The 13,680-nt window shown below is 68.4% G+C and carries 9 protein-coding genes and 1 pseudogene; 8 read left to right on the forward strand and 2 right to left on the reverse strand.

The genetic code is table 11. The features are described 5' to 3' along the window. Positions 1 to 5: 5 nt before the first annotated feature. The 8 genes from arsA (at position 6) to pstB (ending at position 10,705) form a co-directional block, all read left to right on the forward strand. Positions 6 to 1,787: an arsenical pump-driving ATPase gene (gene arsA / locus HZF19_RS09155; protein WP_208028508.1), complete on the forward strand. Its 1,782-nt coding sequence runs from the start codon at positions 6 to 8 to the stop codon at positions 1,785 to 1,787. A 257-nt stretch (positions 1,788 to 2,044) separates the two neighbouring features. Further along, entirely contained in the window at positions 2,045 to 2,947 is a 903-nt protein-coding gene (locus tag HZF19_RS09160; protein ID WP_208028462.1) for a 4Fe-4S dicluster domain-containing protein, read from the forward strand. Between the two features lie 13 nt (positions 2,948 to 2,960). Continuing rightward, the gene (gene nrfD / locus HZF19_RS09165) at positions 2,961 to 4,244 is read left to right on the forward strand and encodes an NrfD/PsrC family molybdoenzyme membrane anchor subunit (RefSeq protein WP_208028463.1); all 1,284 of its coding nucleotides are present in this window, start codon (positions 2,961 to 2,963) and stop codon (positions 4,242 to 4,244) included. Beyond that, a complete protein-coding gene (locus tag HZF19_RS09170; RefSeq protein WP_208028464.1) occupies positions 4,231 to 6,744 on the forward strand; it encodes a molybdopterin-containing oxidoreductase family protein in 2,514 nt (837 codons plus the stop codon). Before nrfD ends, HZF19_RS09170 begins: the two co-directional genes overlap by 14 nt. Before the next feature lie 197 nt (positions 6,745 to 6,941). Further along, positions 6,942 to 7,940 (forward strand): PstS family phosphate ABC transporter substrate-binding protein, encoded by a 999-nt coding sequence (locus HZF19_RS09175; RefSeq protein WP_235979717.1) that lies wholly within the window; start codon positions 6,942 to 6,944, stop codon positions 7,938 to 7,940. A gap of 20 nt (positions 7,941 to 7,960) precedes the next feature. Continuing rightward, complete coding sequence (gene pstC / locus HZF19_RS09180) at positions 7,961 to 8,905, forward strand: phosphate ABC transporter permease subunit PstC (protein ID WP_208028466.1); 945 nt, start codon at positions 7,961 to 7,963, stop codon at positions 8,903 to 8,905. Next, positions 8,902 to 9,816: a phosphate ABC transporter permease PstA gene (gene pstA, locus HZF19_RS09185; protein ID WP_208028467.1), complete on the forward strand. Its 915-nt coding sequence runs from the start codon at positions 8,902 to 8,904 to the stop codon at positions 9,814 to 9,816. Before pstC ends, pstA begins: the two co-directional genes overlap by 4 nt. A 28-nt stretch (positions 9,817 to 9,844) precedes the next feature. Beyond that, entirely contained in the window at positions 9,845 to 10,705 is an 861-nt protein-coding gene (pstB, locus tag HZF19_RS09190) for a phosphate ABC transporter ATP-binding protein PstB (RefSeq protein WP_208028468.1), read from the forward strand. Positions 10,706 to 10,942: 237 nt separating this feature from the next. Here pstB and HZF19_RS09195 read toward each other — a convergent pair. Together HZF19_RS09195 and HZF19_RS09200 are read right to left on the reverse strand one after the other, a co-directional pair. Further along, positions 10,943 to 11,913 (reverse strand): annotated as a pseudogene (locus HZF19_RS09195) (IS3 family transposase). A 134-nt stretch (positions 11,914 to 12,047) separates the two neighbouring features. Then, positions 12,048 to 13,670, reverse strand: a complete 1,623-nt coding sequence (locus tag HZF19_RS09200) for an acyl-CoA synthetase (protein ID WP_208028469.1) — start codon at positions 13,668 to 13,670, stop codon at positions 12,048 to 12,050. Positions 13,671 to 13,680 lie beyond the last annotated feature (10 nt).

Genomic DNA, 13,680 nt, shown 5'->3' on the forward strand with positions numbered 1-13,680 from the left:
GGACCATGAACCTCGACTCGCTCATTGGCGCCGCCGGTCGCTACGTGTTCTTCACCGGCAAGGGTGGCGTGGGCAAGACCTCCGTCTCCTCGGCGCTCGCCCTCGCCCTCGCCGACCGCGGCGCCCGGGTGCTGCTCGTGAGCACGGACCCCGCCTCCAACCTCGACGAGGTCCTCGCCACCCCATTGGGGTCCGGGCCCCGCCCGGTGAACGGGGTCGACCGGCTCTGGGCGATGAACGTCGATCCCGAGGCTGCCGCGGCCGCCTACCGGGAGCGGGTCGTCGGCCCCTACCGGGACCTGCTCCCGGCATCTGCCGTGGCGTCGATCGAAGAGCAGCTCTCCGGCGCGTGCACCGTCGAGATAGCGGCGTTCGACGAGTTCACCGCCCTGCTCACCGACGATGAGCTGACCGCCGGTTTCGACCACGTCGTGTTCGACACCGCCCCGACCGGCCACACCCTGCGCCTGTTGGCACTGCCTGCGGCCTGGACGGCCTTCATCGACGAGAACACCCTCGGCACCTCCTGCATCGGACCCCTGTCGGGGCTGTCGCAGCAGCAGGAGCGCTACGCCCGTGCGGTGGACACGTTGGCCGACGCGGCGACCACCACGCTCGTGCTGGTCGCTCGTCCCGACCGGATCTCGCTCGGCGAAGCGGCACGTGCCGCCCGCGAGCTGGCGGAACTGGGGATCGCCGACCAGCACCTCGTCGTCAACGGGGTGTTCGTCGCCGGTGACCCGGCCGACCCCGTGGCCGCCGGGCTCGAGCGAAGGGGCCGGGAGGCGCTCGAAGCGCTCCCGTCCGAGCTGCGGCCACTCCCCAGGCACGAGGTGCCACTCGTCGGGTGGAATCCCGTGGGAACCGCCGGGCTGCGTGCCCTCGTCGGCGGTGCCGCCCCCGTCGAGGTGGAGCCGGCCCCTGCCGTCACGGACCTCCGGCTGGTCGGGCTGGCCGACCTGGTGGCCGATCTCGACGCCGCCGGCCACGGCCTGGTGATGACCATGGGCAAAGGTGGGGTGGGCAAGACCACCTTGGCGGCGGCCATCGCCGTCGAGCTGGCCCGCCGTGGGCACCGGGTGGAGTTGTCCACGACCGATCCGGCCGCCCACCTCGACGCCACCGTCGGCTCGCACGCCGGGGTCGGTGACCTCGTGGTCCATCGCATCGATCCGGAGGTGGAGACCGAGGCCTACACGGCGGAGGTCCTGGCCACGACGGGCGCCGGCCTCGACGACCGGGCACGGGCGGTGCTCGAGGAGGATCTCCGCTCCCCGTGCACCGCCGAGATCGCGGTCTTTCGTGCCTTCGCCCGCACGGTCGGGTCGGCGACCGACCGCTTCGTGGTGCTCGACACCGCCCCGACGGGCCACACCATGCTGCTGCTCGACGCCGCGCGTGCCTACCACCGGGAGCTGGGTCGCCAGAGCGGTGCCGTGCCCTCGGAGGTGTCGGCACTGCTCGACCGGTTGCGGGACCCGACCTTCACCCACCTCTTCGTCGTCACGCTCCCCGAGCCCACCCCCGTGCACGAGGCCGCCGACCTCCAGCAGGACCTGCGTCGGGCCGGCATCGAACCGGAGGCCTGGATCGTGAACCGGAGCCTCACGGTGGCGGGTTCGACCGATCCGGTCCTGGTGCGACGGGCACGCGACGAGCGACGCTGGATCGCGGAGGTGCACGACACGCTCGCCCGGCGGGTCGCCGTCGTGCCGTGGGCGGCCGAGCCACCGGTCGGTCCGGAGGAGTTGGGGCGGCTGTTCGGGGCGGTGCACGCCGGTCGGTGAGCGGCCGTCGTCGGTGTGCCACCGTCGAATGAACCGGATCCGGCGCCGAACCTCGCCCCGCCGATGCCCCCGTGTAGTCGGCCGGGTGTGCCGTCGGTCCGGTCGGCCGGTGGGCCTCGGTTCGGCTCGACCCGCCCCATCGGGTGCAGGTCGAGCCTTGCGGTGCCGGCGATACTGGCATCTGTGTCCATCGACTAGGTCGATAGGGGACCTTCGGCCCTCCGGGTCGCTCCGCGCTCGGTGGGACACTCCGTTTCGTGAGTGCCTTCACCAACACGGCGACCGCGGACACGCCCGGAGTCGCGGTCAGCCTCCGTTCCCGGCGTGGCCGCGTCCGACCCGGTGCTGATGGCCCGTCGATGGACCGCCGGCAGTTCGTCGACCGGCTCGCTGCCATGGGGGCCACCGGGTTGGCGGCGGTGCTCGCCTCCGGCGGGGTCGGAGGTGCCGTGCTCGGCGCCACCCGCCCTGCCGCCGCCGAAGCCGTCACCACCGGCCAGAAGTACCGGTACGGGATGGTCATCGACACGCGGCGCTGTGTGGGCTGCAAAGCGTGCATGGCGGCCTGCAAGACCGAGAACGTGACCCCGCCGGGCGTGTCCTACACGGTCGTGGTCGAAGAGCACAACGAACAGGCCTTCGACCGCCCCCTGTTCATGACCAAGCCGTGCTTCCACTGCTCGAACCCGCCGTGCACGAAGGTGTGTCCGGTCTCGGCCACGTTCAAGCGGGAGCAGGACGGCATTGTGGTGGTCGACTACGACCGCTGCATCGGCTGCCGGTACTGCATCACGGCCTGCCCCTACGGGGCCCGGTACTTCGACTTCGGGGAGCACTACCCGGCCACCGAGCCCGGCCAGGCCCTGGCGGAGCTCCCGTCGCCCGAGTACGGCCAGTACCGGGTACGCCGGGAGGGCGCCTCGCCGGTGGGCAACGTCCGCAAGTGCACCTTCTGCATGCATCTGCAGGACGCCGAGGGCCGGTACTCGAAGGAGGAGGGGCGTTGGCCGGCGTGCGCCAAGACCTGCACCGGCCACGCCATCCACTTCGGTGACCTGAACGATCCCGACAGCGAGGTCTCGATCCTGTTGCGCGAACGGCAGGCGGTTCGCCTGAAGGAAGAGCTCGGGACCGAGCCCAACGTCTTCTACCTGTTGTGAGCGAGGTGGCGTCGTGAGCGAGGTGACCGTGGAGCGCTGGTTGAAGCGCGCGTTCTGGGCGGCGGGGATCGTGTTCGTCGCGATCGGTGTCGTCGGGTGGTACGACCGGCTGCGCTTCGGCCACCTCGACGCGGCCTACGGCAGCATCGTCCCCTGGGGTCTGTGGGTGGCTGCCTACATCTTCTTCATCGGGTTGTCGGCGGGGTCGTTCCTGATCTCGTCGCTCGTGTACGTGTTCGGCGTGAAGCGCTTCGAACCGATCGGGCGCATCGCCCTGTTCCAGGCCCTCATCACCCTCACCTTGGCGCTGCTGGCGATCTGGGTGGATCTCGGGCACATGGGTCGGGCGTTCAACGTGTACCGCTACCCGAACTTCTCTTCCCCGATGGCGTGGATGATCTGGCTCTACAGCGCCTACTTCGCGCTGTTGGCGACGGAGCTGTGGTTCCTGCTGCGGCGGGACCTCGCCGCCGGCGCGCAGGGTTCCGGTGGTCGGGCCCGCCTGTACCGGGTGCTCGCCCTCGGCACGAAGGACACCTCGTTCGAGGCGGCCGAGAAGGATCGGAAGGTCGTGAAGGTGCTGGCCACGATCGGCATCCCGATCGCCATCATGTTCCACGGCGGTGTCGGCGCCCTGTTCGGCGTTGTATCGGCCCGTCCGGGTTGGAACAGCGGCCTGTTCCCCATCCTGTTCCTGCTCTCCGCCCTGGTCAGCGGTGGTGCACTGCTCATGCTGGTGGCGGCGATCTTCCAGGGCGGGTACCGGCGCAACGGCGACACGATCGTGGCTCTGGGTCGACTCGTGGCCGGGCTGCTCGTGCTCGACGTGATCTTCCAGATCTCGGAGTACCTCATCGCCTCGTACGGGGAGGTGCCGGGCCACGTGGAGGGGCTGAAGCTCATGTTCTCCGGCCCCTACTGGTGGGTGTTCTGGGGATGGCAGCTCGCCCTCGGCACGATCATCCCGCTCGTCATCCTGTTCTCACGCCGCGGACGCCAGCCGCTTTGGGCCGCCGCGGCGGGAGGGCTGATCGCTCTCGGGTTCATCGGGGTGCGGCTCAACATCGTCATCCCCGCGCTCGCCACCGAGGAGATCGAGGGGCTGACGACCGCGATCGTCAGCTCACGGATCAGCACCGACTACTTCCCCAGCCTCATGGAGTGGCTGGTCGTGGTGGGCATCGCCGGCCTCGGGCTGCTGCTGTTCGGGCTGGGCGAGTCCCTCCTTCCCGTCGACCGTGCCGCCGAGCAGGCCGGTCCCGCCGACACCGCGGAGGTCGACCATGTACGTGTTTGACAGGGCCGTCGGCCGTCGTGCGTTCATCCGTGGTGGTGGCGCCACCGTCGCCGGGGCGGTCGCAGGCGTCGGGCTGACCGGCTGCGCCGGCGACGCCACCGAGCACGCCCTCCCCGTCGACGAGGAGGGCCGGGCTGTCTGGGGGCGCGAATCCGGTGAGTGGATCCCGAGCTGCTGCAACATGTGCGGCGGGCAGTGCGGGATCATGGTCCATGTCGTCGACGGCACGGTCACGAAGATCGAGCCGAACAACTGGAACCCGAACAACTACACCAACATCTCGACGGACTTCTTCGACGGCTACAGCGAGACCTACGGCGTCGCCGAGGGGTCGGTGATCTGCCCCAAAGGCAACGCCGGCATCGCCCAGCTGTACGACCCGGACCGCGTCTCGAAGCCGTTGAAGCGCACCAACCCCGACAAGTCGCTCGATGCCGACCCGGCCTGGGAGGAGATCTCCTGGGACCAGGCGCTCGACGAGATCGCCGGGCGTCTCCGCGCCCTGCGTGACGCCGGAGAGGCCCACAAGCTGCTGTGGATCAGCGAGGACCACTCGTTCGTCCACATCCAGCAGGACTTCACCGAGCTGTACGGCACCCCCAACTACTCCAACCACTCGAACCTGTGCGACGTGGCGCGCAAAGCGTCGTGCAAGTCCGTCATGGGTGACGAACGGCCGTTGGCGGACACGATCCAGTCGCGGTACGTGATGCTGTTCGGCTGGAACCCGACGTCGGCGATCAAGTGGGTGCACCTGCCCCGGATCATCACCCGGGCCGTCGAGAACGGCGCCCGGCTCGTCGTGGTCGACCCCTACCTGTCTGACACCGCCGCGAAGGCCCACGAGTGGGTCTCGCTGCGCCCCGGCACTGACGGCGCGCTGGCGCTCGCCATGGCCCACGTCATCATCCGGGACGAGCTGTACGACCGGGAGTTCATCGAGAACTGGACGGTCGGGTTCGACGAGTTCCGGGCTCACGTGGCCGACAAGACCCCCGAGTGGGCCGAGGAGATCACCTCCGTGCGGGCCGCCACGATCGAGCGGTTGGCCACCGAGCTCGCGACCACCAAGCCAGCGCTGGTCGACTTCTGGAGTGGGCCCGGCCAGCACTCCAACGGGGTGCAGGGCGGGCGGGCGATCGCCCACCTCAACACGCTGATCGGCTCCTGGGACCGGCCCGGGGGGATGATCATCCCGTCCCGCAAGGGCAACAAGCACGTGCACATCGACCCGGACCCCGCGGTCGAGGCGACCCTCGAGCAGCCACGGTTCGACCAACTCGACACCTACCCGCTCGGCCACAAGTCCGGGGTCTACGCCCGCATGTTCGAGAACCTGCTCGAGGGCAAGGGTCCCTACGACGCCAAGGCCATGGTGTGCATCTTCCAGAACCCGGTGATGGCCGTGCCGGGCGCGGATCGGGTCGCCGAGGCGCTCGCCAAGCTCGAGCTGTTCGTGGTCGTGGACACCATGCTCAGCGAGACGGCGATGCTCGCCGACTACGTGCTGCCCGGCAGCACCTACCTCGAGCGCTACGACTTGAACACCCACTGGGTCACCTGGACCGCGATCGGTCTGCGCCAGCCGGTGCTCAAGCCGATCTTCGGTCAGCCGACCGAGTACGAGATCGTCACCGAGCTCGGCCGCCGGCTCGACCTGCGGGACGCGGACGGCAAGCCGTTCTTCCGGATCGGGCCCGTGTCGGGCACCGAGATCGACGACACGACGGCCTGGTACGAGGAGTACCTGTCGGCCGAGCTGCAGGCCGGCCCGGGCATCACCCTCGAGGAGCTGAAGGCCATGCCCGGTGCGGTGTATGTGAGCACCAAGGGCACCGAGTACGCCAAGTACGACACCGTGTTGGCTCCGGACAAGCTCGCGACCGCGTACTTCGACGGTGACCCCACCGCCGAGGGCACCGCGATCTGGGACAAGCCCAAGGACGAGGGTGGCACGCTCATCGGTCACATCATCGGTGGCCAGCCCCGGCGGGGGTTCTTCACCGAGAGCGGCAAGGTGGAGTTCGTCTCGACCTCGCTGGCCGGCAAGAAGGACGCGGCCGGCAACGAGGTCGACCCGCTCCCGGTGTACACCCCCCGGGACTGGCAGCCCGACCGGCAGTACCCGCTCTACCTCATCAACTGGAAGGAGGCGTCCCACACGCACTCCCGCACCCAGAACAACGCCATCCTGCTCGAGTTGAAGGCCGACAACCCGCTCGTCGTGCACCCCGACACCGCGGAGCGCTTCGGCGTGAGAGACGGGGAGCAGGCCTGGGTGACGTCCCCCTACGGGAGGGTCCAGGCACGCGTGCAGGTCAGCCGGCGGATCCACCCCGAGGTGGTCGGCCTCCAGCACGGCTTCGGGCACCGGGCCCTGGGGCGGCTCGCCCGTGGGCGCGGGACCGCCGACGGGGTGCTCCGCCCCGTCAAGGCGGATCCGCTGTCGGGCATGGCGTTGCACAAGGAGGCCTGCGTCACCATCAGTCCTGTCCGCTGAACCGTTCAGCCCGTCTGCCGCCCCGGCGGTGCCTTGGTGTCCGAGGCGTCGCCGGGGCGGCGGCGTGTCCGGCCAGTTCGCCACCACGACCGTTACCTGCCGTTCACCCACAATTCAGCCAGGCCTCACCAGGTGGTCCGTCGGGATACACCTCCGGTTCTTAGCGTCCCGTCGTCCATGACTTCACAGCCAAGGAGATGACGGTGCGAACGATTCGGTACGTAGGGCTGGCCCTTGCGCTCACAACGAGCGTGAGCCTGGCTGCCTGCTCGGACAGCGATACGTCCGGTGATGGCGGTTCGACTGCCACGACGGCGGCCCAGTCGGGCGGTTCCGGTTCCGATCAGAAGCTCTCGGGCTCGATCCGCATCGACGGTTCGAGCACCGTCACCCCCCTGATCTCGCTGGCCGCCGAGGACTTCCAGGCCGAGAACCCGGGCGTCCAGGTGACGGTGGGCACCTCGGGCACCGGTGGTGGCTTCGAGAAGTTCTGCAACGGTGAGACGGACTTCTCGATGGCATCCCGCCCGATCAAGGACTCCGAGAAGCAGGCTTGCGCGGCGAAGGGCATCGAGCCGCTCGAGCTCATCGTTGCCAACGACGGTCTCTCGGTGGTCGTGAACCCGGCGAACGACTGGGCCGAGTGCCTCACGGTGGAGCAACTCAACGAGATCTGGAAGCCTGGGAGCACGATCAAAAACTGGAACCAGATCGACCCGTCGTTCCCTGACGAGCCGCTGACCCTGTACGGCGCAGGCTCGGACTCGGGGACCTTCGACTACTTCACCGCCGCCATCAACGGTGAGGAGGGAGCGACCCGCACGGACTACAACCCGAGCGAGGACGACAACGTGACGGTCACCGGGGTCGCCGGTTCGAAAGGGGCGATGGGCTACTTCGGTCTCTCCTACCTCCTCGAGAACAAGGGCAAGGTGAAGGGCCTCGCCATCGATGGGGGTGACGGGTGCGTCGAGCCGACCACGGAGACCGTGCAGTCCGGCGAGTACAAGCCGCTTGGCCGGCCGCTGTTCATCTACACCAAGGCCGATGCCGCCAAGCGCCCCGAGGTGAAGGCTTTCGCCAAGTTCTACTTCGACAACCAGGAGATGATCACCGAAGAAGCGCTGTTCGTGCCGCTCACCGAGGAGCAGGTTTCGAAGGCACGAGAAGAGCTCGCGGCCATCGAGTCGAAGTGAGTGCGGCAACGTCGACATCGGTGCCCAGCCCGCTCGAGTTGGCGGAGGGGAGCCTGCTCCCCTCCGCCGGCCTGCGGCGGCGTCTTCTGATCGAGCGTCTGGTCCGTGCGTCGCTGGCCGTCGTGGCGCTGCTGTCGGTGGGCATCACCGTGGCGATCGTGCTGTCGCTGCTACGACCGGCGATCGAGTTCTTCGCCGAGATCCCACTGTCGGAGTTCTTCGGTGGGACCACCTGGGCACCGCTGTTCGTGCCGCCACAGTTCGGGGTGTGGCCTCTGGTCACCGGCACACTGCTGATCATGGTGATCGCGGTCGCCGTGGCCGTCCCGTTCGGGCTCGGTGTGGCGTTCTACCTCAACGAGTACGCCTCCAGCCGCGTTCGGCGGATCCTCAAGCCGGTGCTCGAGATCCTCGCGGGCATCCCGACGGTCGTGTTCGGCTTCTTCGCCCTCTACTTCGTCAACCCCGAGATCGTGCAGCGCTTCTGGCCGTTCGGTCAGGTGGGCACCTTCTCGGCTCTCGCCGCCGGTCTGATGGTGGGGGTCATGATCCTGCCGACGATGGCGTCGTTGTCCGAGGACGCGTTCTCGGCGGTCCCGGGCGCGCTGCGGGACGGCTCGCTCGCGCTGGGGGCCACCAGGCGTGAGACCTGCACCAAGGTCATCCTTCCGGCGGCGGCGTCCGGTGTGATGGCCGCCACGGTTCTCGCCTTCTCCCGTGCGATCGGAGAGACCACGATCGTGCTGCTGGCCGCCGGCTCCAACCCCCAGTTCACGCTCGATCCGGGGCAGGGGGTCCAGACCATGGCATCGTTCATCGGCTTCGCCGGCATCGGCGACCAGCCGACCGGCTCGACCGGTTACAAGACGATCTTCGCCGTCGGCACGCTGCTGTTCCTGATCACCTTCGTGCTCAACATGATCAGCGTCCGAGTGGTCAAGCGGTACCGGGAGGTGTACGAGTGACCTCCGCTCACTCCGCGAACGCCGCTGCCGGGGACGCGGTCTCGCTGGCCGACGCCACCTCGACCCGCCGACGTGGCATCGACGTCGTGTTCCGTGTGGCGCTGGCGTTCAGCGTCGGCGTCGCGCTGATCACGCTCGGGGCCCTCTTGATCGACGTCTTCCTTCAGGGACGGCCACGCCTGAACACCGAGCTGCTCACCAACATGCCGTCGAACCGGCCGGCCAAGGCGGGGATCCAGTCGGCCATCTTCGGCTCACTGTGGTGTGTCGGTATCACGGCGTTGGTGTCGCTACCGATCGGGGTGGGTACTGCGGTCTACCTGGAGCACTACGCCCGACGCGATCGATGGTACGTGCGGTTGACCGAGCTCAACATCCAGAACCTCGCCGGAGTGCCTTCGGTGGTGTTCGGAATCCTCGGGCTCGCCTTCATCGCCCGGGAGCCGTTGTCGTGGGGGTTCACCGTCGGAACCGGAGCGATGGTGCTCACCATCCTCGTGCTCCCCACGGTGATCATCGCCTCCCGTGAGGCGATCCGCGCCGTCCCGCCGTCTTTGGTGGACGGGGCGTTGGCGCTCGGTGCCACTCGGTGGCAGGCCATCTGGCGTCAGGTGCTGCCCAGCGCTCTGCCGGGGATCGCGACCGGCAGCATCCTTTCCGTGTCGAGGGCGCTGGGGGAGTCGGCACCGCTGCTCCTGCTTGGCGCGCTCACGTTCGTGACCTTCAACCCGACGGGTCTCGACAGCGGCTACACCGTGCTGCCGCTGCTGATCTTCAAGTACGCGTCGGACGCGAAGGCGGAGTTGCACGTGGTGGCGGCCGCCGCCATCGTCGTGCTGCTCGCCATGCTCCTGCTGCTCAACTCGACAGCCATCGTGCTTCGGAACCACTTCGAGAAGCGTCGTTCCTAGTAAGGCCCCCGACTCCGAGGATCAGGCAATGCCCCAGAAGTCATCGCTCGTCCAGGTCTCGGCCCCCACCGCCGAGACCGCTACCACCGGAGTCGAGCCGTCCGACACCGAGGTCTTCGTCGTGAAGGACCTCTCCGTCTTCTACGGGGGCTTCCGGGCGGTCCGCGACGCGTCCATGACCATCTACCAGGGTGAGATCACGGCGCTCATCGGCCCGTCCGGCTGCGGAAAGTCGACGCTGCTGCGCTGCTTCAACCGCATGAACGACCTGATCGAGGGCGCTCGGGTCGAGGGGCAGATCCTCTACCACGGCATCGACCTCTACGGGAAGGACGCCCATCCCGGCGAGGTCCGCCGTCGGATCGGGATGGTGTTCCAGAAGCCGAACCCGTTCCCGAAGAGCATCTACGACAACGTTGCCTTCGGACCCCGGGTCAACAACCGGATCCGCAAGACCGACCTCGACGACCTGGTCGAGCAGAGCCTGCGTCGAGCGGCGTTGTGGGACGAGGTGAAGGACCGCCTGAAGACCTCCGCCCTCGGCCTGTCCGGTGGGCAACAGCAGCGCCTCTGCATCGCCCGTGCGATCGCCGTGGACCCGGACGTGCTGCTGATGGACGAGCCCTGTTCGGCGCTCGACCCGATCGCCACGAGTCGGATCGAGGATCTCATGCACGAGATCAAAGCCGACTACACGATCGTGATCGTCACCCACAACATGCAGCAGGCCGCCCGGGTGAGTGACCGCACAGCGTTCTTCACCACGGAGGTGTCCGAGACCAGCGACCGGCGCACCGGGGTCCTCGTGGAGTACGACCGGACCGAGGTCATCTTCTCCAACCCCGCCGACGAGCGCACCGAGCTCTACGTCACCGGGCGTTTCGGCTGAGCTCGGTCCGCTCGGTCCCCGGCTGCGGCCACAGCCGCTCCCGCAGCCCCGAGGCGCGCCGGATCGGCCGGGCGACGGCGGACCGCACCGCGGCCTCGGTACCGACCACGGTGACTCGCTCGCGTGCCCGGGTCACGGCGGTGCAGAGCAGTTCCCGGGAGAGGATCGGTGAGCCGGCCGAGGTGAGGGAGACGACGGGGGTCTGCCGCGAGTTCGGTTGGCGGTGGTTGTGTGTGATCATGCTGCGTTGGCGTCCTGGTCGGGGTCGAAGGTGAGGTTGTACTCGACCGGGGTGAGGCTGCCCAGGGCGCGTTGGCGGCGGCAGTGGTTGTAGGTGTGTTCGATCCAGTGGACGACCTCGTTGTGGAGCTCGTCGCGAGTGTCCCACTGCTTGCGGTTGAGGACGTTGTTCTGCAGCAGCGAGAAGAACGACTCCATGGCCGCGTTGTCGCTCGCCGAGGCGACTCGGCCCATCGAGCCTTTGAGCGCGGCGGCTTTGAGGCCGGCCCGGAACAACCTCGAGCGGAACTGGCTGGCCTGATCCGGGTGGACGATGACCACACCGGCGGGCGATAGTGGCCGTGGCGCGGCGGCCAGCTTCGCGGTCATGTGGGGCCCGAGTGCGTAGCCCACGATCCGGTTCGAGAACACGTCCTTGATGACGCAGGCGTAGAGCTTGCCCTCGCCGGTGGGGTGCTCGGTGATGTCGGTGAGCCAGATGGCATCGGGCCGCGGCGCGGTGAGGTTCCGTCGGACCAGATCGTCGTGCACGGCGGGCTCCGACTGCTTCCCGGTGCCTTTTGCGGCCCTTGCGGACCGTCGTGGAGAACACCCTGTTTTACGAGCACAACCACCACACGCGGCGCTCACTGACGGTGTGGTCCCTTCGCCGGCAAGGTCACCGACCAGCGGGTGCATCATCTTGGGATGGCGTCCTTCGCGAAGTGCGCCGTCGCTCGCCGCAGGATCTCCACCTCTTGCTCCAGGCGGCGCTTGTCCCGACGCAACCGGACGATCTCGGTCTGCTCCGCGGAGGTCAACCCGTCCAGGACGCCGTCGTCGATCTCGGCCGGGCGCTTCCAGAGGCGCACCGACTCGAACGAGATACCGAAATCCGCAGCCACCTCGGCGAGCGTCATGTCACCCCGGCGCGCCACCCGGGCCACATCAGCCTTGAACTCGGGGGGGGGGGGGTACTTCTTGGGCATGGCATCCATCCGCTCCGGTGGGGGAACCCCACACATAACCCACACATAAGATGTCAACCAGACCCGCGGCAGACCCGCGTGCTGGGGCACGCCTTTGACAGGCCGGTTGGGCGGGTTGGGTGGATCAGGGTAGGTCAGTCGATGCTGACGCCGAGCTGCTCCGCGGCGTAGCGCTTGAGGCGCTTGTAGTCCACCTTGCCGTTGGGGGCTCGGCCGACGGTGTCGATGGCCACGACCCGCTTCGGGGCCTTGAAGGAGGCCAGGTGCTGCTTCACCCACCCGATCAGCTCCTCCTGGTCGAGGCTGGCACCCTCCCGGAGCTGCACCACGGCGTTGACGGTCTCGCCGAACTTGTCGTCGGGCAGGCCGACGGCAACCGCGTCGAGCACGCTGGGATGGCGCTTGAGGATCTCCTCGACCTCCTCGGGGAAGACCTTCTCGCCGCCGGTGTTGATGCACACCGAGCCCCGGCCGAGGAGCGTCAAGGTGCCGTCCGCCTCGACCTGCGCGTAGTCGCCCGGCATCGAGTACGTCTCGCCGTCGATGGTCACGAAGGTGGCCGCGGACTTCTCCGGGTCCTTGTAGTACCCGATGGGGGTGTAGCCACGGACCGCCACCCGGCCGATCTCACCCGAGCCGGGCTCGACGTCGCGCCCGTCGTCGGTGATCACCCGGGCGTTCTCGCCCAGGACGAACTTCGCGGTCTTGGACTCGTTGCCGGCGGTGGAGACGGACTGCCCGAGACCGATGGCCTCGGAGGAGGAGAACGCGTCGATCAGCATCATCGTCGGGTTGTGCTTGAGGAGCCCCTGCTTGACGGGCTCGCTCCACATCACCCCCGACGAGGTGATGAGGAACAGGCTGGAGAGATCCCATCGACCCGGGTTGGCGTCGAGCTCGGCCAGGATGGGCTTGGCGAACGCGTCGCCCACGATCGTGAGACCCTGGATCTTCTTGGCCTGGATGGTGTCGAGGATCTCGACCACGTCGAGGTGTCGATTGGTCAGCGTCGTCACCGATCCGGCGTTCGACAGGGCGATGAAGGCCGTGAACTGGCCGGTCCCGTGCATGAGCGGGCACGCCGGGATCATCTGCAGGCCCGGTCCCTGGATCGATTCAGCCAGCTTTGCGTAGTCGGGCGTGGGCTCGGCGAACACCGCATTCGTGGTGGGGAGCACGGCGTGGATGAGGTCGTCCTGGCGCCACATCACCCCCTTCGGCATGCCGGTGGTGCCACCGGTGTACATCATGAGGATCTGGTGCCCGTCGCGACCCCAGGGGGCCACGACCCGCTCGCCGGTCCCTGCGCCAGCGGCATCCTCGTAGGGTGTCGCCCACTCGGGGCAGGCGCCGTCGCCGTCGTCGACCCACAGCCAGGTGCGCACCTTCGGCACCCGGTGGCGGATGGCCTCGATCCGCTCGGTGAAGGTGCCGTGGAAGACGACCGCCACCGCGTCGGCGTTGTCCCAGAGGTAGACGAGCTCCTCCTCGGCGTATCGGTAGTTGGTGTTGACCGGCACCAGTCCGGCCTTGAACACCCCGAACATCGACTCGAGGTACTCGGGACAGTTGTAGAGGTACTGGGCGACCTTGTCCTGCTCCCCGGCGCCCGCGTCGAGCAGGGTGCGGGCGATGCCGTCAGCTCGCCGATTGAACGCCGACCAGGTGATCTCCCGCTCGCCGTGCCGCAGCGCGACGGCGTCGGGCAGCTTGGTCGCGCAGACCTCCCAGATCTCGGCGAAGTTCCAGCCCGGCATCGGTTCCCCC

The organism is Rhabdothermincola sediminis (assembly GCF_014805525.1).
GTDB lineage: Bacteria > Actinomycetota > Acidimicrobiia > Acidimicrobiales > Acidimicrobilacustridaceae > Rhabdothermincola > Rhabdothermincola sediminis.

What these genes read in the sequence shown, in the direction of transcription:
- arsA (WP_208028508.1), top strand. Translation starts at nt 6, where the DNA reads ATGAACCTCGACTCGCTCATTGGCGCCGCCGGTCGCTACGTGTTCTTC.
- HZF19_RS09170 (WP_208028464.1), top strand. Translation starts at nt 4,231, where the DNA reads ATGTACGTGTTTGACAGGGCCGTCGGCCGTCGTGCGTTCATCCGTGGT.
- HZF19_RS09175 (WP_235979717.1), top strand. Translation starts at nt 6,942, where the DNA reads ATGACGGTGCGAACGATTCGGTACGTAGGGCTGGCCCTTGCGCTCACA.
- pstB (WP_208028468.1), top strand. Translation starts at nt 9,845, where the DNA reads ATGCCCCAGAAGTCATCGCTCGTCCAGGTCTCGGCCCCCACCGCCGAG.
- HZF19_RS09200 (WP_208028469.1), bottom strand. Translation starts at nt 13,670, where the DNA reads ATGCCGGGCTGGAACTTCGCCGAGATCTGGGAGGTCTGCGCGACCAAG.